The sequence below is a fragment of the Curtobacterium sp. MCSS17_015 genome (genome assembly GCF_003234265.2).
Classification (GTDB): Bacteria; Actinomycetota; Actinomycetes; order Actinomycetales; family Microbacteriaceae; genus Curtobacterium.
This window is the reverse complement of sequence record NZ_CP126256.1, coordinates 1,636,373-1,662,467: the sequence shown is the minus strand read 5'-3', so window position 1 is coordinate 1,662,467 and position 26,095 is coordinate 1,636,373. Positions and strand designations below refer to the sequence as shown.

The following is a 26,095-nucleotide window of genomic DNA, read 5'->3' as shown; positions in this document are numbered from 1 at the left end:
CTGCGCATCGGCATCGACTGCCGCTACGTCCGGATCGGCCGGCACGACGGGATCAGCCGCTTCACGGCGGGCGTCGCTGCGCACCTGCCGGACCGTCACGACCACGTCCTGCTCGTCTCCGACGAGCGCCAGCTGGCGTCCCTGCCCGAGGGGCTACCGTGGGAGCTCGTCCCCGCCCCGACGGACCCGGGCGAGCCCCTCGTGGCCCGACACGTCAACCGACTCGGTCTCGACGCGGTGTTCTCGCCGATGCAGACGATGGGCTCGCGCGGCCGGCGGTACGCGCTCGTGCTCACGCTGCACGACCTCATCTACTACCGGAACCGCACGCCGCCCCGCGAGTTCTCGTGGCCCCTGCGCCTCGGCTGGCGCGCGTTCCACCTGGCGTGGTGGCCGCAGCGTCTCCTGCTGAACGGGGCCGACGGCGTCGTCACGGTGTCCGGGACGACCGCCGGGCTCATCGCCGAGCACCGCCTGACGACCCGACCGGTGACCGTCGCGTACAACGCCGCCGACCCGGCGGCACCGCGCTCCCCGGGGGGCGGGCGGACGACGTCGCTCGTGTACATGGGCTCGTTCATGCCGTACAAGAACGTCGAGACGCTCGCCGCGGCGCTGCCCCTGCTCGGGCCGGACTGGACACTGCACTGCATGTCGCGCGTCTCGGACGCCGACCGTACCCGACTGCAGCGGCTCGCCCCGACGGGCTCGCTCGTGTTCCACGACGGTGCCACGGACGACGAGTACCTGGCCGTCCTCCGCTCCGCCACGGCGCTCGCGACCGCCTCGCTCGACGAGGGGTTCGGCATCCCGCTCGTGGAGGCGATGGGTGTCGGCACCCCGGTCGTCGTCAGTGACATCCCGATCTTCCGGGAGATCGGTGGGGACGCCGCCGAGTACTTCGACCCGTCGTCGCCGTCCGCCGTCGCTGCCGCCGTCCGCCGCCTGGAGGCCCGCTGGGACGCCGCGTCGACGGCCTCCCTCGAGCAGGCCGGCCGGTTCCGGTGGCAGGACTCCGCCGAGCGCGTCACGCAGGCCGTCGAGCGTGCCGTGGCGGACCGGGCGGCGAGCCGCCGCGGCTGAGCCCCGTGGACGCGGCGCCCGTTCAGGGTCGGCGGGTCTGCACCTGGACACCCGGGAAGACGTCCGCGCCGACCGCTTCGGCAGCCGCCGCCACCGCGTCGAACGCCACACCCCTGCCGGTCGTGGTGACGACGACCTGCTGCGCACCGGCCTCGTCGGAGCGTCCGCCCGAGCGTGCGGCGAGGGTGCAGTCGACGGCGACGACCCCGCCGATCGCCGCGAGCCCGTCCGCCAGCTCGAGCCGGCGCTGGCTCGTCTCCGGGGAGTCCGACACCCCGACCTGCACGGGGCCGAGGTCGAGCGTGGCCCAGATCCGGACGCCCGATCCGGACGAGTCGGCCGCCGCGGTGCTCAGCGCGGTCACGAGCGTGCGTCGATCGGCAGCGGGGAGGTCGGGCTCGGCGTGCACCACCGCCGTGACGTCGTACCCGGCGAACGAGGTCTTCTCGGTCCGGGCCGTGTCCACGTCGGCGACGCCGGGCAGCGCCGAGGCGGCCGCGACGAACGCGCGGCGGTCGGCCTCCGGGCGGGGGAACACGCCGCCGACCCCGCGCTGCACCTGGGACAGGATGACGCCGAGCACGACGACGATGACCACGGCGACCGCGACCACGCCGAGCACCACCGCGGTCCACGCACGGAGCCGTTCGGGACGCGTCCGGGTCGGGACGGACGCGGTGTCCGGGCCGAACGCGGCATCGAGGTCGTCGTCGTCGTCCCACGGACCCCGCCGGAGGGCGTCGACTCCGCGGGCACGGCCGTCGGCGTGCCGTCCACCAGCGCCCACTGCATCACCTCGCAGCGACGGTCCCGTGCGTCGGGCCGCCGTGCACCGGAGGCTAGTCGGCCGAGGCCTCGGGCGCTCCCCGGGTGGGCGGTGTCAGCTGCGGCGCTCGAGCGGGTTCTGGTACTCGAAGGCGTACCGGCCCGGGGCGTCCGAGAGCTCGTCGATGGGGTCGTCGGAGCGGACGAGTTCGGCCCGGAAGCGGTCGGGGTCCCAGCGGAACGTGTGCACCGAGCCGTTGCGGATGGGGACGGTGGAGCGCTCGACGGTGCCGGGGGCCGCTGCGTCGACGACGGTCCGGATCACGGCGCCGTGGGTCGCGACGACGACCGCGCCGGCGTCGTACCGGACGGCGATCTCGGCGAGGGTCTCGGTGACCCGGTCGAGGAGCGCGGCCCGGGACTCTCGTCCGGGGACGGCGTCGTGCGGCCACCGAGCGGCGATGTCCTCGTGGGTGAGTCCCTCGGCCTCGCCGTAGGCCCGTTCGCGGAGCCCGTCGTAGCCGTCCGGTGTCGGCAGACCGAGGTGCGAGGCGATGATCGTGCCCGTCTCGAGGGCGCGGGAGAGCGGCGACGAGACGACGGCGTCGAAGGACCGACGCGCGAGCAGGACGGCGGTCTCGGCGGCCTGGCGGCGTCCGGTGTCGTTCAGGGGCACGTCCGTCGAGCCCTGGATCCGCCGTTGCCGGTTCCAGTCGGTCTCGCCGTGTCGGACCAGGGAGAGGAGCGTCGTCACCCGTCGATCATCGCAGACGCTGTGAGTCGCGCCGCGAGTTCGACGAGGGTCTCGGTGGTGCCGGCGTCGAGCTTCACCGCGGCGCGTCGGTCACTGCGGGTGGCGCCGCGGTTCACGATGACGACCGGGTGCTTCCGGCGCGTGGCGTGGTCGAGCAGTCGGACGCCGCTGTTGACGGTCAGCGAGGACCCGACGACGAGCAGCGCGTCGGCCTCGGCGACGATGGACACGGCCTCGCGGAACTTCTCGGCGGGCACGAACTCGCCGAAGAACACCACGTCGGGTTTGAGCACGCCGCCGCACACCGTGCAGTCCGGAACTCGGAAACGTTCGACGTCGGCGATCTCGACGTCCCCGTCCGGCTGGAGCTGCACGGTGCCCGGCTCGTCGATCCAGGGGTTCTCGCGGTCGAGGACGGCGGCGAGGTCGGCGCGGGAGAACACCTGTCCGCACGTCAGGCACACCGCGCGGTCCATCGAACCGTGGACCTCGACGACCCGGCGGGAACCGGCGCGGAGGTGCAGGCCGTCGACGTTCTGGGTGACGACGCCGGTCACGACGCCGGCTCGTTCGAGTGCGGCGAGCGCCCGGTGTCCGTCGTTCGGCCGTGCGGCGGCGAACGTCCGCCAGCCGAGGTGCGACCCGGCCCAGTACCGCTGCCGCTTGGCGGGGTCGGCGAGGAACTCCTGGAAGGTCATCGGCTTGCGGACCACCCGGCCGGCGCCGCGGTAGTCGGGGATCCCGGAGTCGGTGCTGACGCCCGCGCCGGTGAGCACGGCGACGCGCTTGCCCTGCAGCACCGCGACCGCGCGTTCGAGGTCGGTCGCCGGGCCGTCCGTCAGCGCCGGGCCGTCCGACGGTGCGGATCGGTCCGTCGCGGTGCCGTCCGTCGCAGTGCCGTCCCTCGTCGCCATCGTGTCCACGGTACCCTCAACCGCCGAGCGTCCCCGGGCCTTCCCCGAGTGGTCGCCGACCCCGGAGCGGGCCCCGGACCACGAGCCCGGACCTCCGGACCGCCCATCGACCTCCCGACCGGAACGAGCACCGTGCACCCCGTCCGCATCGACTCCCTCGACGACCCGCGCCTCGACGACTTCGCCCGGCTGACCGACGTGGCGCTCCGCCGGGTCTCCGAGCCCGAGGGCGGGCTGTACATCGCCGAGTCGAACACCGTCATCGAGCGCGCGGTCCGCGCTGGTCACGTCCCGCGGTCCGTGCTCGTGCAGGAGAAGTGGCTCGACACCGTGCTGCCCCTCGTCGCCGAGCACGACGGCCCGGTGTTCGTCGGCTCGGACGCGCTGCTCGAGGAGCTCACCGGGTTCCGGATGCACCGGGGCGCGATCGCCGCCGTGCACCGGCCGGAGCTGCCGACCGTCGCGGACGTCGTCCGGGACGCCCGCCTCGTCGTCGTGCTCGAGGACGTCGTCGACCACACGAACGTCGGTGCCGTCTTCCGGAGCGTCGCCGGGCTCGGTGCCGACGCGGTGCTCGTCAGCCCCCGCTGCGCGGACCCGCTGTACCGCCGCAGCGTCCGGGTGAGCATGGGGACGGTCCTGCAGGTCCCGTGGACCCGGATCGGCGAGTGGCCGGCGGCGGGGGAGGACCTCCGAGCCCAGGGCTTCCACGTCGCCGCGATGGCCCTGACCGACCGCTCGGTGGACCTCGAGGACTTCGTCGCAGACGTCCCCGACCGCGTCGCGCTGGTGATGGGCACGGAAGGGCAGGGGCTGACGCCCGCCGCCGTCGCCGCGGCGGACACGACCGTGCGCATCCCGATGCACCACGGTGTGGACTCGCTCAACGTCGCCGCGGCGAGCGCCGTCGGCCTGTGGGCGGTCGCCGACGCGCAGCGCCGGCGCTGACGAGCAGGTTCCGTCGACGCCGCTGGGCGTGTCGGTCCGGCCCGGCCGGGAGGCCCGACACGGCCCGACGCCGAGGGTGGCCGTCCCAGGGTCGCGGGCCGGGCCTCCAGTACGATCCGGTCTCGTGCCGAACGTCGTCCGCCGCCCCCGCTCCGCGCTCCGGAGGCCCGTGACGGTCGCCGTGGTCGCCGTCCTCCTGCTCGTCGTCGCGTTCCTCGCCGCCGCCGCGCTCGTGCCGTTCGCCCCGGCGACGGCGAGCACCGCCACGTACCGGGCGCCCACGGCGAGCGCACCGGAGCTGCAGTTCCCCGACTACGGGGCCACCGCCGTCGAGGCGGAGGGGTTCCCGCAGAGCCTCACGACCAGCGGCGACCGGCAGCAGCGGTCGATCGCGAGCATCTCGAAGATCGTGACGGCGCTCGTCGTGCTCGAGCAGGAGCCCCTCCCGGTCGGTGAGCAGGGACCGTCGGTGCGGTTCACGCCGGCGATGGAGGCGCTGTACGCCGAGTACGCGGCGCAGGACGGCGAGGTCGCGCCGCTGCCGGCGGACCGACGGATGTCCGAGTACCGGGTGTTGCAGGTGACCTTGATGGAGTCGGCGAACAACTACGCCGGGTCCCTGGCCCTCTGGGCGTTCGGGTCGATGGACGCGTACCGGGAGGCCGCCGGTGACTGGCTCGACGACCACGGTCTGGACGACACGACGATCGTGGAACCGACCGGCCTCGACGCCCGGAACCGGTCGACGGCGACCGACCTCGTGGACCTCGGGAAGCTCGCGCTCGCGGAACCGGTCGTCAAGGAGATCGTGGGCACGGCGTCGGTGACGATCCCCGGCGTCGGCGAGATCGAGAACTCGAACAAGCTGCTCGGCATGGACGGCGTCGAGGGGATCAAGACGGGCACGCTGGACGAGGCCGGGGCGTGTCTGCTGTTCGCGGCGACGTACGAGCGCGGCGGCCGACCGGTGACCGTGATCGGCGCGATGCTCGGCGGGGAGGACCACGACGCGCTCGACGTCGACGTCCGACGGTTGCTGCACTCGGTCGCGGACGACTTCCACGTGGTGACCCTGACGAACGAGGGGCAGACCTTCGGGACGTACGCGGCCCCGTGGCAGGACGAGGTCGACGCGACCGCGAGTCGTGCGGCGTCGGTCCTGGTGTGGGGGAGCACGACCGTGACCGCGAAGACGACGCTCGAGCCGGTGACGCTGGGGACGGCCGGCGAGCGGGTGGGCCGCGTCCGGTTCGCGGTGGAGCACCACGATCCGGTCACGGTGCCCCTCGAGCTCGACGGGGCGATCGAGGACCCGGGCGTCTGGTGGCGCTGGGCGAACCCGTTCCGGGGCGTGGAGTTCGACCCGGCTGCAGCGACGGGCTAGCGCCGACGACGGGCGGCTGACCGGGGTCGAGCGGCCGACCGGGGTCGAGCGGTCAGGGGACCCGCGTTCCGGCAGCGGCGGGGACCGCGGCGTCGAGCGCGTCGAGCGCCCAGGTGGTGTCCTCGGTGGGCGCCGCGTGGACGAGGTGCAGCGCGAGCCCGTCGACGAGGGCGTGCAGGCGCCGGGCGGCGGTGTCGAGCTCGCCCGGATCGGCGTCCGGCCTGAGGAGCGCGAGCAGCGAGCGACAGGCGCGCGCGAGTGTCCGGGTGGAGTCGTCGTGCGCGGCACGGGCGTCGGCGTCGGTCAGGGCCAGCGAGCCGAGGGTGAGCCACACCTCCATCTCGGTGCGCCGTCCCGTGTCGAGCGGGAGCAGCTCGGCGAGGCAGGCGAGCACGAACGCCCGTGGGTCGGCGTCGCGGTCGGTGGCCTCGGCGACGGCGTCCATCCGGGCCTGCACCCGCTCCCCGACGAGTCGCAGGCAGTAGGAGCGGAGCGCCACCTGGGTCGGGAAGGCGCGACGGAGCGAGGCCGTGGCGAGGCCGGCCTCCTCGGCGACCCGACGGACCGAGAAGCCGGGCAGACCGTCGCGGCTGAGGACGCGCCAGGCGGCTGCGGCGATGACGGCGTCCCGTTCGCTGTGGTCGATGAGACGGGGCACGTGCTGATCGTACACACTCGTACTAGCATCGCCGTTGTGAACACACTCGTACTCAAACCGTTCCCCGTCGCGCCGACGGCAGGAGCGGCCTCGTGATCGTCCTCATCGTCGCCTGCGAGGTCGGGTTCTGGGTCGCGGTCCTCGGCGGACTGACCCTGCGCTCGGTCGCCGACATGCCGCGCACGGGAGCCGCGGTCCTCCTGCTCGCGCCCGTCCTCGACGCCGTGCTCCTCGTCGCCACCGCGATCGACCTGCGTGCGGGGGGAGCGGCGACGTGGGAGCACGGGCTCGCCGCGCTCTACATCGGGTTCTCGGTGACGTACGGTCACCGGATGATGCGGTGGGCCGATCGGCACCTGGCGCGGATCCGGACCGGGCAGGCCCTCCCCGCGAAGCCCGTCGGGTGGGCACACACGCGGAAGTGCTGGGGCGACGTCGTCCGCACCACGCTCGCCGCCGTGCTGTCGGCGGCCGTGCTCGGCGGGCTCATCGCCTGGGGCGGTCCGGGCACCGCGGGTGTCGAACCGCTGCTCGGGTGGTTCCCGGTGCTCGGCGTCGTCGTCGCCGTCGAGCTGCTCTGGGCCCTCGGGTACACCGTGTGGCCGAAGCGCGCGACGTCGGCCTGAACGCCGGCCGCCCGACCGCCGGGGCGGGTCGTGCCGCCTCCGTGCGGTTCCGACTCAGTCCCGCCGGACGACCGGCTGCAGGGCGGTCCGCTTCGCCGTCACGCCGTCGCCGGACGACGTCCGCCGCACCCGGCGCACGACCCAGGGGACGAGGTACTCCTTCGCCCAGCCGAGGTCTTCGACGCGCGCCTCACGCCACGGCCGGGCCGCCAGGGGCTCCGGCACCGACGCGTCGAGCGTGTGCCGCACCCCGAGCGCGTCGAGCACCGCCGCGGCGACGGTCGCGTGGCCGAGCGGCGAGTGGTGGAGGCGGTCCGGAGCCCACATCCGCGGGTCCCGGAGGACTCGGAGCGCCCACAGGTTCGCGACGAGGGCGCCGTGCTTCAGCGCGATGGCCTGCAGGTGCTCGTTGTAGATCGCGGTCTTCCCACGGACCATGCCGAGCACCGGGGTCATCCCGACGTCCGGCCCGGTGAACAGCACCACCGTCGCCCCGTCGCGCCGCAGGGTCCCGATCATCCGGTCGTACCGCTCGGCGAGTTCGTCCGGGTCGGAACCGGGACGGATGATGTCGTTGCCGCCCGCCGAGACCGTGACGAGGTCCGGCCCGAGGGCGAGGGCCGCGTCGACCTGCTCGTCGACGATCTGCCCGAGCAGACGCCCGCGCACGGCCAGGTTGGCGTAGGCGAAGTCCTCGTCGGTGCCGTCCGCCAGCGTCTCGGCCACGCGGTCCGCCCAGCCGCGGTGCCCGCCGACGGACGCCGGGTCCGGGTCACCGATCCCCTCGGTGAACGAGTCCCCGATCGCGACGTACCTGGTCCACGGATGACGGTCTGACACGTGACGCGACCGTACTCTCGTCCCATGACCTCGTCCACCCCGCTCGAGCACCGCCCATGGGCCGTCCCGGACGACCTCCTCGGCCGCATCGCCGCCCGCGCTCCCCGGTACGACGCGGACAACGCGTTCTGCGCCGAGGACCTCGCCGAGCTCCGGCAGGCCGGCTACCTCCGGATCGGGGTACCGGTCCGGGACGGAGGCTCGGGGCTCGGGCTCCGTGACACCGCCGCGGTGCAGCGGACCCTCGCCACCGCGGCGCCGGCGACCGCGCTCGGACTCGGCATGCACCAGGTGTGGGTGCAGGCGGCCCGCAGCGTGTCCGCACGAGGCGCGTCGTTCCTCCGGACGGTCACCGACGCCGCGGGTGCGGACCGGCTGCTCGCCTTCGGGGTGAGCGAACCGGGGAACGACGCCGTCCTGTTCGACTCGCTCACCACCGCCGAGCCGGACGGTTCGGGTGGGTACCGGTTCACCGGGACGAAGGTCTCCACCTCGCTCGCTCCGGCCTGGGACGTGCTGAGCGTGTTCGGGAAGGACACCTCCGGGCCGGAACCACGGCTCGTGCACGGTTTCGCGGAGCGTGGCGACGGCGGAGTGCGGCACCTCGACGACTGGGACACGCTCGGCATGCGGGCCACACAGAGTCGGACGACGCTGCTCGAGGGCGTGCACGTGCCGGCGCACCGGATCGTGCGGACCCTGCCGGTGGGCCCCGTCGCCGACCCGTTCGTGTTCGGGATCTTCGCGGCGTTCGAGCTGCTCGTCGCCTCGGTCTACGTCGGGATCGCCTCGCGAGCGGTGACGCTCGCCGTCGACCGGGTCGCCGCGCGCACCGCCGTGGACGGGACGCCCCGCTCTGCCGACCCGGACGTCCGACGTGCCGTCGCCGCGATGCGCGGTGCGACCGACGCCGTGCAGCTGCAGGTGGACGCCCTGGCCCGGGACGTCGACGAGCTCGTCGTGCACGACCGCTGGTTCCCGCTGCTCGTCGGGACGAAGGCGCGGGCGGTGGACACGGCCCAGCACGTCGTCGACGAGGCCATGCGCGTCGTCGGCGGCTCGGCCTTCCGGGCGTCGGACGAGCTCGCGCGTCTCGCCCGTGACGTCCGGGCCGGGCAGTACCACCCGTCGACTCGGGACTCCGCGCTGCGGACGATCGCCGCGGCCGAGCTCGGACCGCTCCCGCGGTGACCGTCCTGCCGCGGCCGTTGCCGCGGTGCGGGGGCGCTGCTCGAGCTGGAGGCCCTGCTGCTCCCACGCTGTCGGCGGTCCGTGCGAGCATGCTCCGGTGAGCAAGCAGGACGGACGCAACCGGGTCGTCTCCGACGCGCCCGTCGACGACCGCACCGCGACGGTCCTGCACGTCGACATGGACGCCTTCTTCGCCTCCGTCGAACTGCTCGACCGCCCCGACCTCGTCGGCCTGCCCGTCATCGTCGGCCACGACTCGGACCGGTCCGTCGTCACGGCCGCCACCTACGAAGCCCGCAGGTACGGCGTCAACTCGGCGATGCCGATGGCCGTCGCGAAACGCCGGTGCCCCACAGCCGTCATCGTCGAACCGCACTTCGAGAAGTACACCGCCCGCTCGGCGCAGGTCATGCGCATCTTCGACCGCTTCACCCCGCGGGTCGAACGGCTCGGCATCGACGAGGCGTTCCTCGACGTCGCCGGCGCCCTCCGCCTGTACGGCACGCCGTGGCAGATCGGCACCGAGATCCGCCGGACCGTGTTCGCGGAGACCGGTCTGCACTGCTCGGTCGGGGCGGCGTCGACCAAGTTCGTGGCGAAGCTCGCGTCGAGCCGCGCCAAGCCAGACGGCCTGCTCGTCGTCCCGCACGCCGACACCGTCGCCTTCCTGCACCCGCAGCCGGTCTCGGCGCTGTGGGGCGTGGGCGGCAAGACGCAGGAGACCCTCGAGCGCCGGGGCATCCACACCGTGCGGGACCTCGCGACCACACCGTTGCCGTCGCTCGTGTCGCTGCTCGGACCGGCGGGTGGCCAGCGCCTGCACGACCTGGCCTGGGGGCGGGACCTTCGGACGGTGGAGGCCGGTGTCGGCGAGAAGTCCATCGGGCACGAGGTCACGTTCGGCCGCGACCTCACGGAACGCGACGACGTCGCACGGGAACTCCTCCGCCTGGCCGAGAAGGTCGCCGTCCGCCTCCGACGCGCGGAGGTCCAGGCCCGAACCGTCGCACTCAAGGTCCGGTACACCGACTTCACGACGCTGACCCGGTCCCGCACGCTCGCCGAACCGAGCGACGTCGCCAAGCGCATCCACCGCGAAGCCGTCGAGCTGTACGACGTGCTGCACCGCCCGGGCAACCGGATCCGGCTCATCGGTGTCCGCGGTGAGAACCTCGTCCCCGCGGCCGCGAGCAACGCGCTGTGGGACGACGACGCGCCGTGGCGGGACACCGAGACGACGGTCGACGCGGTCACCGCACGGTTCGGCGCCGGCGTGCTCCGGCCGGCGTCGCTCGTCCGGGCCACCCCCGAGCAGCGTGCCCCGCACGCCCGGCAGGACTGAGCGTGCCGGTACACTCGGGTGGAGTGAGCGCAGCGGAGAACATCGAGCACCAGGAACCCGCCGAACTCCCGATCGACGGGCTGGCGGACGACCGGCACGACCGCGGCACGGTGCCGACCGAACCGGCGGCCATCGCCGAGGTCGCTGGCAACGCCGCAGCGGAACACCTCTCCCCGGCGTTCCCGGAGCGAGCCGCCTGGGGCACCGCGTCCAAGCTGCGCGCATGGCAGGTCGAAGCGCTGACGAAGTACTTCGAGAAGGAGCCCCGCGACTTCCTCGCGGCGGCCACCCCGGGCGCCGGCAAGACCACCTTCGCGCTCCGCCTGGCGACCGAGCTCCTCGCCCGCGGCACCGTCGACCGCCTCGTCGTCGTCGCCCCGACCGAACACCTCAAACGCCAGTGGGCCGACGCCGCCGACCGCGTCAACATCCGGCTCGACCCGATGTTCAAGAACGGCGACGGCATGTTCGGCCGGCACTACCAGGGCGTCGCCATCACCTACGCCCAGGTCGGCATGAACCCCGAGGTGCACGAGCGGATCACGGCCGGCGGCAAGACGCTGGTCATCCTCGACGAGGTGCACCACGGCGGCGACGCCCTGACCTGGGGCGACGGCATCCGCCAGGCGTTCACGAAGGCCACCCGCCGACTGTCGCTGTCCGGCACGCCGTTCCGGTCGGACACCGCGCCGATCCCGTTCGTCCAGTACGCCCCCGACGAGCAGGGCATCCGCACCTCGATCTCCGACTACAACTACGGCTACGGCCGGGCGCTCAAGGACGGCGTGGTCCGCCCCGTGCTCTTCATGGCCTACGCGGGGCAGATGCGCTGGAAGACCCGGATGGGCGACGAGATGGCCGCCTCCCTCGGAGACGCCGTCACGAAGGACATCACCGCGCAGGCCTGGCGCACCGCGCTCTCGCCCGAGGGCGAGTGGATGCCCGCCGTGCTCTCGGCGGCGGACAAGCGCCTCACCGAGGTGCGCCGCGGCGTGCCGGACGCCGGTGGACTCGTCATCGCCACCGACACCACCACCGCCAGGGCCTACGCACGGATCCTCCAGCGGATCACGGGGGAGCGGCCGACGGTCGTCCTCTCCGACGAGGCCGCCGGGTCGAGCCGGATCCAGTCCTTCGCCGAGGACACCTCGCGGTGGATGGTCGCCGTCCGGATGGTGTCCGAGGGCGTCGACGTGCCGCGGCTCTGCGTCGGCGTGTACGCCACGAGCGCGAGCACACCGCTGTTCTTCGCGCAGGTGATCGGCCGCTTCGTCCGGGCCCGCCGTCGGGGCGAGACCGCGTCGGTGTTCCTGCCGAGCGTCCCCGGACTGATGGCACTGGCCGCCAGCCTCGAGCTGGAGCGCGACCACGCCCTCGACCGTCCGAAGGACGCCGAGGACGGCATGTACAACCCCGAAGACGCGATGGTGGCCGAGGCGAACAAGGAGGACCGGGCCTCCGAGAGCCTGCTCGACGTGCAGCCGTTCGAGGCGCTCGACTCGCAGGCCTCCTTCGACCGGGTCCTCTACGACGGCGGTGAGTTCGGCACCGGTGGCGAGGTCGGCTCCCTCGAGGAACTCGACTTCATCGGCATCCCCGGGCTGCTCGAACCCGACCAGGTGCGCGACCTGCTCCGCGCCCGTCAGGCGACCCAGGCCAAGCGTTCGAAGGGCCGTGTCCCGAAGGACGGCATGCCGAAGGCCCCCGAGCCGGTGGACCGGCCGATGTACATGACGATCAAGGAGCAGCGTTCCGAACTGCAGCGCCTCGTCTCGATCTGGTCGCGGCACGCCAACGAGCCGCACGGGTCGATCCACGCCGAACTCCGCCGGATGAGCGGCGGACCGGCCGTGGCGCAGGCGAGCATCGAGCAGATCCAGAAGCGCATCGACATCCTCCGGTCCCGGATCGGCGGCCGGCGGTGAGGCGCCGGACGAGCCCGCCCGTGGTGCGTCGGCCGTGATCGAGCCCGTCGACGACGACCGGACCTGGTACGTCAAGCGTGATCCGGACTCCTCGCCCGAGGCGATCATCGACCGGTTCGGCGGCGGCTACCGGCTCCGCCGGTTCTCCCTGCACGAGTCCCGTCGCACCCAGTACGGCGTCTACACCGGACGCGAGATCGCCGAGACCGCGTGGTGGCGCCTCCGCGACGGCCGGACGTGACGACGGACGGTGGCCGCCGACGTGACCGGGATCCGGTTCGGATCGCCCGGACAGGTGCGGCGCTGATGACGGGGAGGGGCAGGATCGGGTAGACCGGAGGAATGGCAGACTCCATCCCTCACGTCCTCGTCCTCGGCGGCGGCTCGGCCGGCTACACCGCCGTCAAGCAGCTGCAGAAGCACGCCGCCACGGTGCCGATGCGCATCACCCTCGTGGACCAGAACACGTACTACACGTACCTGCCGTTCCTGCCCGAGGTCGCCGGCGGGCACATCGCCCCCAGGGACGTCACCGTCGAACTCCGACGTGCGCTCCGCAAGACCCGCGTCATCCAGGGCAAGGTCACCGGGATCTCCTCCGCCGACAAGACCGTCTCGGTCGCGACGGCGGGCGGCGACGACCGCTCCTTCGGCTACGACCACCTCGTGGTCGCGCTGGGTTCGGTCACCCGCACCTTCCCGACCCCCGGCCTCGACGAGGTCGGCGTCGGCTTCAAGACCGTGGAGGAGGCCGCGTACGTCCGCGCGAAGCTCCTCGACAACATCGCGAAGGCCGCAGCGACGCGGGACGAGGACGAGCGTCGTCGTCTCCTCACCAGCATCTTCATCGGTGGCGGCTACACCGGCGTCGAGGCGATCGGCGAACTGTTCGACGTCTCGCAGGCCGCCATCGCCACGTACCCCTCGCTCGCCGGCGAGCAGCCCCGTTGGGTGCTCATCGACGCGCTCGACCGCGTCGCCCCCGAGGTCGGCCCCGAGCTGTCGAAGTGGACCCTCGAGTCCCTCCGTGCACGCGGCATCGACGTCCGCCTGAAGACCACCATGCCGAGCTGCGAGGGCGGCATCGTCAAGCTCTCCGACGGCGACGAGTTCGCCACCGGGCTGCTCGTCTGGACGGCCGGCGTGAAGCCGAACCCGCTCCTCGACGCCACCGACCTGCCGCGCGGCCCGAAGGGCCACCTCGCCGCCAACGCGAAGCTCCAGGTCGAGTCCGAGGACACGCACGAGGTCGTCCCGGGCGTCTGGGGCCTCGGTGACGTCGCGCAGGTCCCCGACCTCACCGCCGAGAAGCAGCCGGCGTACTACCCGCCGAACGCCCAGAACGCCGTCCGTCAGGCCGTCGTCGTCGCGGACAACATCGTGGCGTCGATCACCGGCAAGCCGCTCGAGGAGTACCGCCACCCGTCCATCGGCACCGTCGCCTCGTACGGTGTCGCGAAGGGCGCGGCGAACATCAAGGGCATCAAGATGACGAACCTGTTCGCCTGGCTCGCGCACCGCGCGTACCACGTGTACGCGATGCCGACGCTGAACCGCAAGGCGCGCATCGTCATCGGGTGGGTCACCGGCGCGGTGTCCGGCCGCGACGCTACCTCCCTCATCAAGGAGACCGACCCGCGTCGCACCTTCGTCGACGCGGCGAAGAGCTAGGGGACCGCGGCGGAGCGCGTCACGACGCGACTGCCTGTCCGACGGGAGGCCCGGTACCAGCTGGTACCGGGCCTCCCGTCCGTCGTGCGGTCCCGTCTGTGCGCCGAACGCGAGCCTGGGCCGCCTCCCACCCGCCGACCGCCAGCGTGGACGGTACGAGCGAGAGGAGCGCCATGCGCGCCATGACCTACCGCGGCCCCTACCGGGTCCGCGTCGAGGACAAGCCCGACCCCCGGATCGAGCACCCGAACGACGCGGTCATCCGCGTGGAGCGTGCCGCCATCTGCGGGTCGGACCTGCACCTGTACCACGGCATGATGCCGGACACCCGCGTCGGCCACACCTTCGGCCACGAGTTCATCGGCGTCGTCGAGGAGGTCGGCTCGTCGGTCGAGACCCTCAGCGTCGGGGACCGGGTCATGGTGCCGTTCCACATCTCCTGCGGCACCTGCTGGTTCTGCGCCCGCGGCCTGTTCACGAACTGCCACAACGTCAACCCGAACGCCACCGCGGTCGGCGGCATCTTCGGGTACTCGCACACCACCGGCGGCTACGACGGCGGCCAGGCGGAGCGCGTCCGCGTGCCCTTCGCCGACGTCGGCCCCCAGGTGATCCCGGACTGGCTCGATCCCGAGGACGCCCTGATGATGACGGACGCGCTGGGCACCGGGTACTTCGGGGCGCAGCTCGCCTCGATCCGCGAGGGTGACACCGTCGTGGTGCTCGGCGCCGGCCCCGTCGGGTTGTACGCGGCGAAGTCGGCGTGGTTCATGGGTGCCGGACGCGTGATCGTCGTCGACCAGCTCGAGTACCGCCTGGCCAAGGCCCGTGAGTTCGCGCACGCCGAGACGATCAACTTCGCCGAGGTGGACGACATCGTCGTCGAGATGAAGAAGCAGACGGACTTCCTCGGCGCCGACAGCGTGATCGACGCGGTCGGGGCAGAGGCCGACGGCAACTACCTGCAGCACGTGACGAGCTCGAAGCTCAAGCTGCAGGGCGGCTCGCCCATCGCGCTGAACTGGGCCATCGACGGCGTCCGCAAGGGCGGCACGGTGTCGGTGATGGGTGCGTACGGCCCGATCCCGAGCGCCGTGAAGTTCGGCGACGCGCTCAACAAGGGCGTCACCATCCACATGAACCAGGCGCCGGTGAAGCGCCAGTGGCCGCGCCTGCTCGAGCACATCCAGGCGGGCCACCTGAAGCCGAGCGACATCATCACCCACCGCATCCCGCTCGAGCACATCGACGAGGCGTACCACCTGTTCTCGGCGAAGCTCGACGAGTGCATCAAGCCGGTGATCGTGCCGTGAGCGGGAACGGAGACCAGAGCATGAGCAGTGAAGACGACCACATCGCGTACGTGGCGGACAAGCCACGCGACCTGCCGTCGGCCGACGAGTTGCGCGCGCGGATCCCCGGGTGGGGGAGCGACCTCGACCTCGCCGACCGCCCGAGCGTCCCGAAGCTGTCCCGCGAGGCCGGTTCCGCCACCGGCGCGCACTGGGAGCGCCCCGAGCAGCAGCCGGGCGCCGAGGGTCGGGAGCGCTCGATCGAGCACGCGCACGTCACACCGGTGTTCGGCACCGCGCAGCCCCTGTCCGGGGTCGCCGGCGTCGTGAAGCGGTACGCCTACCGCCGCTTCAGCGAGGGACGCCTGGCACACTGGATGCTCCTCGTCGTGGGCGACCGCCTCGACGTGGCCACCCACCGCGTCACCGACGCACTCCGCGGCCGCCCGGACCGGTTGGTCAAGGAGACCGGCATCGCCGCCGAACGTGCGGACGACCCGGTCGGCGCCCGGCTCGGGTCGACGCGACGGGACTGGCGGCACGGCGTGCTCGACCCCGTCGTGGCGACGTGGCCGTACCTGCTCATCGGCGGCGTGGCCGTCTGGGTGGTGCGGCGCGCCCGGCGCTGACGCGCCGCCGCGCTGTACCGCGCCCTGCTGCGTGCGGTGCGCCCCGTTCGGACGGGGCGCGGTGCACGCAGCAGGGCGCGATGCGCATCCGCCGGCGCTGGCGCGGGCGCTGGGCACGCAAAAACGAACGGCCCTCCCGAAGGAGGGCCGTTCGCCGCTTGTCTCAACACAAGTGTCCGAGCACGTGCTCCGGAGAGCAGGTACTGCGTGTCCGAGGGGGGACTTGAACCCCCACGCCCTAATACGGGCACTAGCACCTCAAGCTAGCGCGTCTACCAATTCCGCCACCCGGACAGGGTGTGGTGCTCTCGCACCGGGCGCTCCGACCGGGTTTCCCCGGCGTTCCTGCCGAGAGAAGACACTAGCACGGCTGTGAACGCACATTGAACACGGGCGTGCATCCCGGGCGCGGCGCAGCACGGCCAGGGTCGCCGGTAGCGTTGGCACCATGACGGCCGAGCTGGAACGCACCGCGGCGATCGCGCGGGACCTCATCCGGATCGACACCACGAACTGGGGTGAGGGGAGGTCCCGCGGCGAGACCGAGGCGGCCCACTACGTCGAGGCAGCGCTGCAGGACCTCGGCCTGACGCCGGAGTTGTTCGAGTCCGAACCCGACCGGGTCAGCGTCGTCGCCCGCGTCCCGGGCCGGGACCGCAGCAAGCCCGGGCTGGTCGTGCACGGCCACCTCGACGTCGTGCCGGCGGACCCGGCGAACTGGTCCGTCGACCCGTTCGGTGGCGAGGTCCGCGACGGATCGCTCTGGGGGCGGGGTGCCGTCGACATGAAGAACATGGACGCGATGATGCTGACGGCACTGGCCGACGTCATCGAGCGGCAGGGGGCGCCGGAGCGCGATCTGGTCATCGCCTACTTCGCCGACGAGGAGGCCGGGGGAGTCCTCGGCGCGCACCACGTGGTCGACACCCGCCCCGAGGTCTTCGCGGGGGCGACGGCCGCGATCAGCGAGGTCGGCGGCTACTCGATCACGCTCGGGGACCGGCGGGCCTACCTGCTGCAGACCGGTGAGAAGGCCCTCATGTGGGTCAAGCTCGTGGCCAGGGGCACCGCGGCGCACGGCTCGCACGTGATCCGCGACAACGCCGTGACGAAGCTCGCCGCCGCGGTGGCCCGGATCGGCAGCGAGGAGTGGCCGGTCCGGCTGTCGGACACCACCGACGCGATGGTCGACGAGGTCGCCCGGTTCCTCGGCGTCGACCCCGTCGCGACCGGACCCGACGAGGTCGCCCTCGCCACCGGCTCGGCCGCGCGCTTCATCCACGCGGCCCTGCACACCACCACGAACCCGACGGTGCTCAGCGCCGGGTACAAGCACAACGTCATCCCGGACGAGGCCACGGCACTCGTCGACATCCGGTGCCTGCCCGGTGACGAGGAGTCGGTCCTCGAGCGGGTGCGCGAGCTCGCGGGTGCCGACGTCGAGGTGTCGATGACGCACCGGGACGTCGGTCTCGAGCAGGACTTCGGCGGCCCCCTGGTCGACGCCGTGCGGGACGTCCTCGGGCGGCACGACCCCGGCGCCCCGGTGCTGCCGTACCTGCTCTCCGGCGGCACCGACAACAAGGCGCTGTCGCGGCTCGGCATCGCCGGGTACGGCTTCGTGCCGCTGCAGCTGCCCGCCGGCGTGGACTTCCCCGCGATGTTCCACGGCGTCGACGAGCGGGTCCCGCTCGAGTCGTTGGCGTTCGGCCGCCGCGTCCTCGGAGACCTCTTCGCGACCTACTGATACCGTGCATGGTCGTCGTCGGTGACGGCAACCGAGTCCAGCACCGGCGAAAGGCCGCACACGTGCACATCTTCGAGGCGATCTTCCTCGGCTTCGTCCAGGGTCTGACCGAGTTCCTGCCGGTCTCCTCCAGCGCCCACCTGCGCATCGTCGGGCTGTTCCTGCCGGACGCGAAGGACCCGGGAGCGGCGTTCACCGCGGTGACCCAGCTCGGCACCGAGACGGCCGTGCTCATCTACTTCTGGAAGGACATCACCCGGATCATCGGGCGGTGGTTCGGGGCGCTCGGCGGCAAGGTCCCGCGGAATGACCCGGACGTGCGACTCGGGTGGCTCGTCATCCTCGGCACGATCCCGATCGGCGTCGTCGGACTGCTGCTCCAGGACAGCATCGAGACCACGTTCCGGTCGCTCTGGATCGTGGCGGTCGTGCTCATCGTGTTCGGCGTCGTCCTCGGTGTGCTCGACCGTGTCGGACGGAAGGTCCGGCGGATCGAGCACATGACCTTCAAGGGCGGCATCCTCATCGGTCTCGCGCAGGTGCTCGCGCTCGTGCCGGGCGTCTCGCGCTCCGGGGCGACGGTCTCGATGGGGCTCGCGCTCGGCTACACCCGTCCGGCGGCGGCGCGGTTCGCGTTCCTCCTCGCCATCCCCGCGGTGTTCCTGTCCGGCCTGTACGAGGCCGCGACGAGCCTCGGTGACACCGGAGCGCCGTTCGGCCTCGCGGACACGCTCATCGCGACCGTCGTGGCCTTCGTGGTCGGCTTCGTCGTCATCGCCGCGTTCATGAACTACATCAGCAAGCGGAGCTTCATGCCGTTCGTCGTCTACCGCATCCTCCTCGGCGTCGTCCTCATCGTGCTGCTCTCCCTCGGGGTGATCGAGCCGTGAGGGCCTGGGAAGCCCCGATCGTCCCGGAGGTGGCCGGGTCCGGCCCGCGCCCGGTCGTCCACGACACCGCGACCGGCAAGCCCGTCGACCCGACCCGCGGCACCGACGACGCCGCGCTCTACGTCTGCGGCATCACCCCGTACGACGCCACCCACCTCGGCCACGCGGCGACGTACCTCGCCTTCGACACGCTCGGCCGCGTCTGGCGTGACGCCGGCCTGACCGTGCGGTACGCGCAGAACACGACGGACGTCGACGACCCGCTCCTGGAGCGCGCCGCTCGTGACGGCGTGGACTGGCAGGAACTCGCGGCGTCGCAGATCGACCTCTTCCGCCGCGACATGGAAGCCCTCCGCGTCCTGCCGCCGGACGACTACGTGGCGGTCACGGACGAGGTGGACCGCGTCGCCGAGGCCGTCGCCTTCCTCGAAGAGACCGGGTACGCCTACACCGTGCCGACGCCGGACTCCGACGGCGAGGACCTGTACTTCGACGTCAACCGCCCCACCGAGGCGTGGGCGCTCGGCGACGAGAGCCGCCTCGACCGCGAGACCATGCTCGCCCTCTCGGCCGAACGCGGCGGCGACCCGGACCGACCCGGCAAGCGCGACCCGCTCGACCCGCTCCTCTGGCGCGCCGAACGTGCGGGCGAGCCGAGCTGGGACACCGAGATCGGCCCCGGTCGCCCCGGTTGGCACATCGAGTGCAGCGTCATCGCCGGCGACCGGCTCGGGCTGCCGATCAGCGTGCAGGGTGGCGGCAGCGACCTCGTCTTCCCGCACCACGAGATGAGCGCCGGGCACGCCGCGGCCCTCGCCCACCAGCCGCTCGCGAACGCGTTCGTGCACACCGGGATGGTCGCCTACCAGGGGGCGAAGATCTCCAAGTCGCTCGGCAACCTGGTGACGGTCCGCGGGCTCCTCGACGGTGGTGCCGACCCGCGGGCGATCCGACTCGCGCTGCTGTCCCACCGGTACTCCGACGACTGGGAGTGGTTCGACAGCGAACTCGAGGACGCCGAACGCCGCCTGTCGACCTGGGACGAGTGGGTCCGCTCCGGTGCCGGTCACGAGCCGGACGCCGACGACGTCGCGGCCCGCCTCCGCGCACGGGTGGCGGACGACCTGGACACGCCGGGCGCGGTCGCCGTCGTCGACACCGCGATCGCCGGCGGGACGGCGGCGACGCCGGGCCTCGTCGACCTGGTCGACGCCCTCCTCGGCATCCGCATCGGCTGACGTCCCGGGCAGCGCCCGCTGCCCCACGACGGACGGGAGGCCCGGTACCAGCTGGTACCGGGCCTCCCGTCCGTCGGACGCCTGCCGCTACTGCGGCGGCTGCGGCGGCCGCCACGGGCCCTCGCCGGCGGCGCCACCGCCGTCCTTGCCGTCCTTGTGCTCCCGGCGCCGCAGGTACTGCTCGAACTCCTGCGCGATGGCGTCGCCGGACGCCTCGGGGGAGTCGACGGTGTCGCGGGCCTGTTCGAGCTGCCCGATGTACGAGGCCATGTCGTCGTCATCGGCCGCCAGGGCGTCGATGCCCTCCTCCCACTGCGCTGCGTCGTCGAGGAGCGTGCCGCGCGGCACCGTCACGTCCGTCAGCTCCTCCATCTTGTCGAGGAGCGACAGGGTGGCCTTGGGTGACGGGGCGTTGTGCACGTAGTGCGGCACCGATGCCCACAGGGAGAGCGTCGTGAGTCCGGCCTTGTCCATCGCGTCCGCGAGGACCCCGAGGATCCCGGTCGGGCCCTCGTACGTCGACTTGTCGACGTCGAAGGCCGCCCGGACGCCGGCGTTCTCGCTCGAGACGAAGACCGAGATGGGGCGGGTGTGCGGGACGTCGGCGAGCATCGCGCCGACGAAGACCACCGCGTCGATCGAGTAGACGTCGGCGAGGTCGATGACCTCGGCGCAGAAGCCGCGCCAGGTGCGGGACGGCTCGGGTCCGACGAGGACGAACACGTCGCGCTCGCTCGGCGCCCCGGTCGCCCCGATCACCGGGCGCCCCTGGGCGCTCGGGCCGTGCAGGACGATCCGCGGCCACTGCACGCCGCGTTCGCCCTCGTCGTCGAAGCCGACCTCGGGACGGTTGAACTGGTAGTCGACGTACCGCTCCCCGTCGATCTCGCGGAGTTCGTCGAGCTCGAGCGCGTCGACGATGCGACGAGCGAGTCCGCTCGCGGCCTCACCGGCGTCGTTCCAGCCCTCGAACGCGACGACGAGCAGTCGTCCGTCGTTGAAGGGGGAGTGCTGTGGCACGGCAGGGGCCTCCTGGTTGTGGAGTGGGCCGTCGCACCCGCGCTCGCGCGCGCGTCGGCCGGAGCACGATCAGGCATCCACGATAGTCCCGCCGTCCACCGGCGGGCGTCCCCGGCCGCCCGCTCCGGGCCTGCCGCCTCCGGTGCCGCCGGTAGACTCGTCGCCCGTGACCGCGCAACCCCCCGCCCCCGCTCAGCCCGCGCCCGCGCTGCCCGCAGCCGTGCTCTGGGACATGGACGGCACGATCATCGACACCGAGCCGATCTGGCAGGAGTCGCAGGTCGTGCTCACCTCCCGCTTCGGCGCCGAGTGGACGCACCAGGACGGCCTGTCGCTGGTCGGCAGCGGACTCGAGCGCTCGGGTGAGATCCTCCGCGGCAAGGGCGTCGACATGGAGGTCGAGGAGATCGTCCAGTGGATGACGGACTTCGTCGTGGAGCGACTGCACGGCGACGACCTGCCCTGGCGTCCCGGTGCCCGCGAACTCGTCGAGGAACTGCACGCCCGCGGCGTCCCGACCGCGCTCGTGACGATGTCGCGCCGCACGATGGCGCTCGTCACGGCCGAGGCCTTCGGTACCGGCGGCTTCCAGGTCGTCGTGGCCGGTGACGACGTCGAGCGCCCGAAGCCGCACCCGGACGCCTACCTGTCCGCCGCCGCGCAGCTCGGCGTCGAGCCGACCGCGTGCATCGCGATCGAGGACTCCGCCACCGGCGTCGCTTCCGCGGTGGCCTCCGGGGCCGTCACGGTCGCCGTCGAGCACATCGTCCCGATCGCCGAGGGCGCGGGCGACGTCCACCTCACCACCCTCGCCGGCGTCGACGTCGACCGCCTGCTCGAACTGACCGGTCCGGCCCTCACGGCCCGTGCCGCCGAACGCCAGGGAAGCCCGGCCTCCGTCCCGGCGTCGGCCCCCGTCACCGAAGAGGACGCGCGATGAACGACGACACGACCGCAGCCGACGAGACCGCGGCCGCACACGAGGCGGCCAGCACCGTCGTGCCCGAGCAGGCCGGTGCCGCGGCTCCCGAGCTGCCGCACACGGTCGGCGGCGCACCGCACACCCCGCCGCGCGGTCCGTTCCGCGCCGGCGACCGGGTGCAGCTGACCGGCCCGAAGGGCAAGCTCACGACGCTGTCGCTCGAGCGTGGGGTGGTCTACCACACGCACCGCGGCATGCTCGCGCACGACGACGTCATCGGGCAGCCGGACGGCTCGGTCATCCGGGCCAGCTCGGGCGACGAGTACCTCGCGCTCCGACCGCTGCTGAACGACTACGTGATGTCGATGCCCCGCGGCGCGGCGATCGTCTACCCGAAGGACGCGGCGCAGATCGTCGCCTTCGCGGACGTCTTCCCGGGCGCGCGCGTGGTCGAGGCCGGCGTCGGTTCCGGCGCCCTGTCGCTCTGGCTGCTCCGCGCGATCGGCCCGACCGGCAGCCTGCAGTCGTTCGAGCGCCGAGACGAGTTCGCCGCGATCGCACGGGGCAACGTGGGCACGTTCCTCGGCGCCGTCCCGGACAACTGGTCGGTGACCGTCGGCGACCTGGTGGAGGAACTGCCGCAGGCGGTCGAACCGCAGAGCATCGACCGCGTCGTGCTCGACATGCTCGCCCCGTGGGAGTGCGTGGACGAGGCGGCCGACGCCCTCGTGCCCGGTGGGCTCATCGTCTGTTACGTCGCGACGGTCACCCAGCTGTCACGAACGGCCGAAGCGCTCCGCGACACCGGACGGTTCACCGACCCGCAGTCGAGCGAGACCCTCGTGCGGACCTGGCACGTCGAGGGCCTCGCCGTGCGCCCGGACCACCGGATGGTGGCGCACACGGGCTTCCTCGTCACCGCACGGCGGCTCGCCGACGGGGTCGTCCTGCCGAACCTGAAGCGGCGTGCCGGCAAGGCGGAGTTCTCCGACGAGGACGTCGAGGCCTGGACGCCGGGTGCCGTCGGCGAACGCGGTGCCAGCGACAAGAAGCTCCGCAAGGTGGCCCGGCAGGCAGCAGCCCAGGCGCGCAAGGTCGCGGCGGCGGAAGCCGGTGTGGACGAGGCTCCGGCAGCGTCCGGACCCGCCGACGACGCCCGCTAGGCTGGCCCCCGTGCCCGTCCTGCATCGAACGGAAAGAGGATCCGTGCGCACCATCCCCGCACTCGTGGTCACCATCGGACTCGTCGCCTCGCTGACGGCGTGCGCCGCCCCCGGTGCGGGAACGTCCAGCACGTGCGCACCCTCCGGCCGGGCGTCGGAGGCCGTCTCGGCCTCGGGCGCGTTCGGGTCGGAGCCGAAGGTGACCGTGCCCGCGGGCCTCACCGCCACCGGCACGCAGGTCTCGGTGCTCCGACAGGGCGACGGCCGCACCATCGGTGACGGCACCCCCGTCGTGCTCGAGTACACGCTCGTCGACGGCGCCACCGGCGAGGTCGCGCAGACCAGCGGGTACACCGGTGCCTCGACGCCGATCACGGCCGGCTCGACGAACGCCGGCGCGCTCGGCGAAGCGCTCGAGTGCGCACAGGTCGGCGACCGGCTCGCCGTGGTCCTCCCGAAGACGGCGCTCTCGGGCGGCGCCCCGAGCGGGTCCGGCGCCGAGGACGCCGCCGTCTTCGTCGTCGACGTGCAGCGCGCGTTCGACTCGCGCGCCACGGGGAGCCCCCAGCTCGCCGGCGACCGCATGCCGGCCGTGGTCCTCGCGCCCGACGGCGCGCCCGGCATCACCATCCCGTCGTGGTCGGCCCCGGAGGACGACGAGCAGCACCTGCTCCGCAAGGGCGACGGCGCGACGCTGACGGCCGAGGACACCGCGATCGTCAAGTACACCGCCGTCACGTGGGGGAGCAGCACGACCGACTCCACCGTCGCGGGCTCGAGCTGGACCGACGGCTCCGGCGCGCAGCCGCTGCCGTTGGCCGAGGGTCAGGTCGTGGACGGCATCCGGAACGCGCTGCTCGGGCGGCACGTCGGCGACCAGGTGCTCGCGATCGTCCACCAGCAGGGCGCCGCGTACGCGTACGTCATCGACGTGCTCGGCGCGATGCCGAGCTGACCTCCGGCTGCGTAGGATCGGCACGTGCCCACCACCCGTGCTCCCCGTGTGCCCGCCGAGGAACGGTTGTTCAGCCTCGTGCTCGCACTGCTGTCGACGGAGTCCGGGCTGACGAAGTCCGAGATCCTGGCGAACGTGCAGGGGTACCGGCAGCGGTACGCCCCGGGCGGTGACAACGCGTCGCTCGAGCGGCAGTTCGAGCGTGACAAGGACGACGTCCGCGAGCTCGGGATCCCGCTCGAGACCATCGAGACACCGGGGTCGGCGGGGAACAACCAGACGCTGCGCTACCGGATCCCGAAGGGCGAGTACGACCTGCCGCTCGACGTCCGGTTCACCCCGGACGAGTCCGCGCTGCTCTCGCTCGCCGCGATGGCGTGGCGTGAGGGCGCACTCTCGGCGGACTCCCGCCGCGGCCTGCTCAAGGTCCGGTCCGCCGGGTCGGAGGACGACGGCGCCGAGCACGAGGGCGCCGACGGTGCCTCGCCGATCGGCGCGTACGCACCGCGTCTCCGCACCCGGGACGCCGCCTTCGAGCCCCTGCGGTCCGCGCTCGACCGCGGTGCCGCCGTCCGCTTCGCCTACATCACGCCCGGACACCACGAGGCCCGGGTCCGTGAGCTCGCACCGCTCGCGCTCGTCCAGCACGGCGGCCGGTGGATGCTCGCCGCGCACGAGTTCGCCACGCGGTCGGAGAAGAACTACCTGCTGTCCCGCATCGTCGGACCGGTGACCCCGTTCGAGGTCGGGCAGCATCCCGCACCGGCCGACGCCGGGGAGCGTGCGCTCGCCGGGCTCGACCGGGTGTGGGCCGAGCGTACGGCGACGGTGCACGTCGTCCCGGGGTCGGACGCCGAGCGCCGCCTCACCCGTCGGCGGGACACCACGTCGACGACCGACGGCGAGCTGGTCATCCACCACGTCGACCCGCAGATCCTGGCCGAGGAGCTCGCGGCGTTCGGCCCCGAGGTCCGTGTCGTCGAGCCGGAGGACCTCCGCCAGCGTGTCGTCGAGCGGCTCCGCGTGCTCGTCGCCGACCACACCGGGGCGCCCGACCGTGCCACGGGGCACCGCACGGCACCGGACGGAGCGACACGTGGCTGACGCGCAACCCCTGCAGGCGCAGGACAAACTCGCCTTCCTGCTGGCCCTCGTGCCCTACCTCATCGACCGCGAACGCGTCTCCGTCGCCGAGGCCGCCCGGCACTTCGGCGTCCCCGAGGCCCGCATCCGTCGCGCCGTCGAACTCATCGCCGTGTCCGGGGTGCCCGGCGAGACCATGCAGTACCAGCACGGTGACCTGTTCGACATCGCGTGGGACGACTTCGACCAGAACGACATGATCGTCCTGACGAACCTCGTGGCGATCGACGATGCTCCCCGGTTGTCGGCGCGGGAGGCCTCGGCGCTCATCGCCGGCCTGCAGTACCTCTCCGCCCTGCCGGAGGCCGCGGACAAGGACGCCATCCGCGCGCTGATGGCGAAGCTGTCGCGTGGTGCCGGTGGCGCAGCGACGAACGTCGCCGTCGGCCAGGACCTGCACGACGCGGCCCTCACCGTGATCCGCGAGGCGATGTCCGGTCGACGCGGGCTGGTGTTCGAGTACGCGGGGCCGCGGACGCAGGGCAGCACCCGACGGGTCGACCCGCTGCGGGTCGAGTCGATCGACGCTGACTGGTACCTCCGTGCCTGGGACCTCGACCGGGCGGCGATCCGGACGTTCCGGCTCGACCGGATGTCCGGCGTGCGCGTGGACGACCGGGCCGCTGAACGCACCATCGAGGACGTCGTGCTGCCGGACACGCTCTTCCAGCAGAGCGCCCAGGACGTCATCGTCACGGTCGAGCTCGACGCGTCGTCGCTGCCGCTCGTCGCCGACTTCCTCGCCGACACCGCGGACGCGCCGGACGCCGACGGTCGCGTACGCATCCGGCTGGCAGCGTCGGCCGGCTTCGACGGCGTCGTCCGGCTCGTGGCCGGGTTGCCCGGTCGGGCCGTGGTGATCGACCCACCGGCCGCCCGCCAGGCGGTCCGCGACTTCGCGTCGGCCGCTCTCGACATCCACTGAGAGACCGCTGCCGTAAGATCGGTGCATGGCTTCGACGACCGCGGGCGGGCGAGAGAAGCGGCAAGGGCGC

Annotated in this window: 25 protein-coding genes and 1 tRNA gene; 19 read left to right on the top strand and 7 right to left on the bottom strand. The window is 72.9% G+C overall.

Annotated elements, in window-relative coordinates:
- Complete coding sequence (locus DEJ18_RS07845) at window positions 1–1,083, top strand: glycosyltransferase family 4 protein (protein ID WP_111211543.1); 1,083 nt, start codon at window positions 1–3, stop codon at window positions 1,081–1,083.
- Window positions 1,084–1,105: 22 nt separating this feature from the next.
- On the opposite strand, the gene DEJ18_RS07840 is transcribed toward DEJ18_RS07845, so the two are convergent.
- From DEJ18_RS07840 to DEJ18_RS07830, 3 genes are all read right to left on the bottom strand, one after another.
- Entirely contained in the window at window positions 1,106–1,870 is a 765-nt protein-coding gene (locus DEJ18_RS07840) for a hypothetical protein (protein ID WP_111211488.1), read from the bottom strand.
- A gap of 93 nt (window positions 1,871–1,963) precedes the next feature.
- Window positions 1,964–2,602: a histidine phosphatase family protein gene (locus tag DEJ18_RS07835; RefSeq protein ID WP_111080788.1), complete on the bottom strand. Its 639-nt coding sequence runs from the start codon at window positions 2,600–2,602 to the stop codon at window positions 1,964–1,966.
- On the bottom strand, window positions 2,599–3,516 hold the full coding sequence (locus DEJ18_RS07830) for an NAD-dependent protein deacetylase (protein WP_111211489.1): 918 nt from the start codon (window positions 3,514–3,516) through the stop codon (window positions 2,599–2,601). Before DEJ18_RS07830 ends, DEJ18_RS07835 begins: the two co-directional genes overlap by 4 nt.
- Before the next feature lie 132 nt (window positions 3,517–3,648).
- On the opposite strand from DEJ18_RS07830, the gene DEJ18_RS07825 reads away from it, so the two are divergent.
- Complete coding sequence (locus DEJ18_RS07825; protein ID WP_111080884.1) at window positions 3,649–4,464, top strand: TrmH family RNA methyltransferase; 816 nt, start codon at window positions 3,649–3,651, stop codon at window positions 4,462–4,464.
- Window positions 4,465–4,588: 124 nt separating this feature from the next.
- Complete coding sequence (locus tag DEJ18_RS07820) at window positions 4,589–5,848, top strand: D-alanyl-D-alanine carboxypeptidase family protein (RefSeq protein ID WP_146241634.1); 1,260 nt, start codon at window positions 4,589–4,591, stop codon at window positions 5,846–5,848.
- Between the two features lie 52 nt (window positions 5,849–5,900).
- On the opposite strand, the gene DEJ18_RS07815 is transcribed toward DEJ18_RS07820, so the two are convergent.
- A complete protein-coding gene (locus tag DEJ18_RS07815) occupies window positions 5,901–6,506 on the bottom strand; it encodes a TetR/AcrR family transcriptional regulator (RefSeq protein WP_181434284.1) in 606 nt (201 codons plus the stop codon).
- Window positions 6,507–6,598: 92 nt separating this feature from the next.
- Here DEJ18_RS07815 and DEJ18_RS07810 point away from each other — a divergent pair, with 92 nt between their 5' ends.
- Window positions 6,599–7,132: a hypothetical protein gene (locus DEJ18_RS07810; RefSeq protein WP_111211492.1), complete on the top strand. Its 534-nt coding sequence runs from the start codon at window positions 6,599–6,601 to the stop codon at window positions 7,130–7,132.
- Window positions 7,133–7,186: 54 nt separating this feature from the next.
- Here DEJ18_RS07810 and DEJ18_RS07805 read toward each other — a convergent pair whose 3' ends face one another.
- On the bottom strand, window positions 7,187–7,972 hold the full coding sequence (locus tag DEJ18_RS07805) for an SGNH/GDSL hydrolase family protein (RefSeq protein ID WP_111211493.1): 786 nt from the start codon (window positions 7,970–7,972) through the stop codon (window positions 7,187–7,189).
- A 24-nt stretch (window positions 7,973–7,996) separates the two neighbouring features.
- Here DEJ18_RS07805 and DEJ18_RS07800 point away from each other — a divergent pair, with 24 nt between their 5' ends.
- From DEJ18_RS07800 to DEJ18_RS07770, 7 genes are all read left to right on the top strand, one after another.
- Entirely contained in the window at window positions 7,997–9,163 is a 1,167-nt protein-coding gene (locus DEJ18_RS07800; RefSeq protein WP_111211494.1) for an acyl-CoA dehydrogenase family protein, read from the top strand.
- 97 nt (window positions 9,164–9,260) lie between these two features.
- On the top strand, window positions 9,261–10,505 hold the full coding sequence (dinB, locus tag DEJ18_RS07795; RefSeq protein WP_111211495.1) for a DNA polymerase IV: 1,245 nt from the start codon (window positions 9,261–9,263) through the stop codon (window positions 10,503–10,505).
- Between the two features lie 110 nt (window positions 10,506–10,615).
- Window positions 10,616–12,430 carry a DEAD/DEAH box helicase gene (locus DEJ18_RS07790; protein WP_258377017.1) on the top strand — a complete coding sequence of 605 codons (1,815 nt, stop codon included), beginning with the start codon at window positions 10,616–10,618 and terminating at the stop codon, window positions 12,428–12,430.
- Window positions 12,431–12,464: 34 nt separating this feature from the next.
- The gene (locus tag DEJ18_RS07785; protein ID WP_111080796.1) at window positions 12,465–12,671 is read left to right on the top strand and encodes a hypothetical protein; all 207 of its coding nucleotides are present in this window, start codon (window positions 12,465–12,467) and stop codon (window positions 12,669–12,671) included.
- A gap of 101 nt (window positions 12,672–12,772) precedes the next feature.
- Entirely contained in the window at window positions 12,773–14,101 is a 1,329-nt protein-coding gene (locus DEJ18_RS07780) for an NAD(P)/FAD-dependent oxidoreductase (protein ID WP_111211496.1), read from the top strand.
- Window positions 14,102–14,274: 173 nt separating this feature from the next.
- Window positions 14,275–15,414 (top strand): zinc-dependent alcohol dehydrogenase, encoded by a 1,140-nt coding sequence (locus tag DEJ18_RS07775; protein WP_111080798.1) that lies wholly within the window; start codon window positions 14,275–14,277, stop codon window positions 15,412–15,414.
- Between the two features lie 20 nt (window positions 15,415–15,434).
- The gene (locus DEJ18_RS07770) at window positions 15,435–16,022 is read left to right on the top strand and encodes a hypothetical protein (RefSeq protein WP_220034360.1); all 588 of its coding nucleotides are present in this window, start codon (window positions 15,435–15,437) and stop codon (window positions 16,020–16,022) included.
- Window positions 16,023–16,230: 208 nt separating this feature from the next.
- Here DEJ18_RS07770 and DEJ18_RS07765 read toward each other — a convergent pair.
- Window positions 16,231–16,316, bottom strand: a tRNA-Leu gene (locus tag DEJ18_RS07765).
- Between the two features lie 154 nt (window positions 16,317–16,470).
- Here DEJ18_RS07765 and DEJ18_RS07760 point away from each other — a divergent pair.
- The 3 genes from DEJ18_RS07760 (at window position 16,471) to mshC (ending at window position 19,897) form a co-directional block, all read left to right on the top strand.
- Window positions 16,471–17,769 (top strand): M20/M25/M40 family metallo-hydrolase, encoded by a 1,299-nt coding sequence (locus DEJ18_RS07760; RefSeq protein WP_111211497.1) that lies wholly within the window; start codon window positions 16,471–16,473, stop codon window positions 17,767–17,769.
- A 62-nt stretch (window positions 17,770–17,831) separates the two neighbouring features.
- The gene (locus tag DEJ18_RS07755) at window positions 17,832–18,659 is read left to right on the top strand and encodes an undecaprenyl-diphosphate phosphatase (protein ID WP_111080887.1); all 828 of its coding nucleotides are present in this window, start codon (window positions 17,832–17,834) and stop codon (window positions 18,657–18,659) included.
- Window positions 18,656–19,897, top strand: coding sequence for a cysteine--1-D-myo-inosityl 2-amino-2-deoxy-alpha-D-glucopyranoside ligase (gene mshC / locus DEJ18_RS07750; protein ID WP_111080800.1), 1,242 nt, complete (start codon window positions 18,656–18,658; stop codon window positions 19,895–19,897). Before DEJ18_RS07755 ends, mshC begins: the two co-directional genes overlap by 4 nt.
- An 87-nt stretch (window positions 19,898–19,984) precedes the next feature.
- On the opposite strand, the gene DEJ18_RS07745 is transcribed toward mshC, so the two are convergent.
- On the bottom strand, window positions 19,985–20,917 hold the full coding sequence (locus DEJ18_RS07745) for a proteasome assembly chaperone family protein (protein ID WP_111211498.1): 933 nt from the start codon (window positions 20,915–20,917) through the stop codon (window positions 19,985–19,987).
- A gap of 166 nt (window positions 20,918–21,083) precedes the next feature.
- Between DEJ18_RS07745 and DEJ18_RS07740 the strand changes: the two genes are divergently transcribed.
- From DEJ18_RS07740 to DEJ18_RS07720, 5 genes are read left to right on the top strand one after another with little or no spacing between them, the layout of a single operon-like run.
- The gene (locus DEJ18_RS07740) at window positions 21,084–21,857 is read left to right on the top strand and encodes an HAD family hydrolase (RefSeq protein WP_258377015.1); all 774 of its coding nucleotides are present in this window, start codon (window positions 21,084–21,086) and stop codon (window positions 21,855–21,857) included.
- Window positions 21,854–23,002, top strand: a complete 1,149-nt coding sequence (locus tag DEJ18_RS07735) for a tRNA (adenine-N1)-methyltransferase (RefSeq protein WP_111211500.1) — start codon at window positions 21,854–21,856, stop codon at window positions 23,000–23,002. Before DEJ18_RS07740 ends, DEJ18_RS07735 begins: the two co-directional genes overlap by 4 nt.
- A gap of 43 nt (window positions 23,003–23,045) precedes the next feature.
- The gene (locus tag DEJ18_RS07730; RefSeq protein WP_111080804.1) at window positions 23,046–23,957 is read left to right on the top strand and encodes an FKBP-type peptidyl-prolyl cis-trans isomerase; all 912 of its coding nucleotides are present in this window, start codon (window positions 23,046–23,048) and stop codon (window positions 23,955–23,957) included.
- A gap of 24 nt (window positions 23,958–23,981) precedes the next feature.
- Complete coding sequence (locus tag DEJ18_RS07725) at window positions 23,982–25,061, top strand: helix-turn-helix transcriptional regulator (protein ID WP_111080805.1); 1,080 nt, start codon at window positions 23,982–23,984, stop codon at window positions 25,059–25,061.
- Complete coding sequence (locus tag DEJ18_RS07720; protein WP_111080806.1) at window positions 25,054–26,025, top strand: helix-turn-helix transcriptional regulator; 972 nt, start codon at window positions 25,054–25,056, stop codon at window positions 26,023–26,025. The genes DEJ18_RS07725 and DEJ18_RS07720 overlap by 8 nt, the downstream gene beginning before the upstream one ends.
- Window positions 26,026–26,095: the final 70 nt, after the last annotated feature.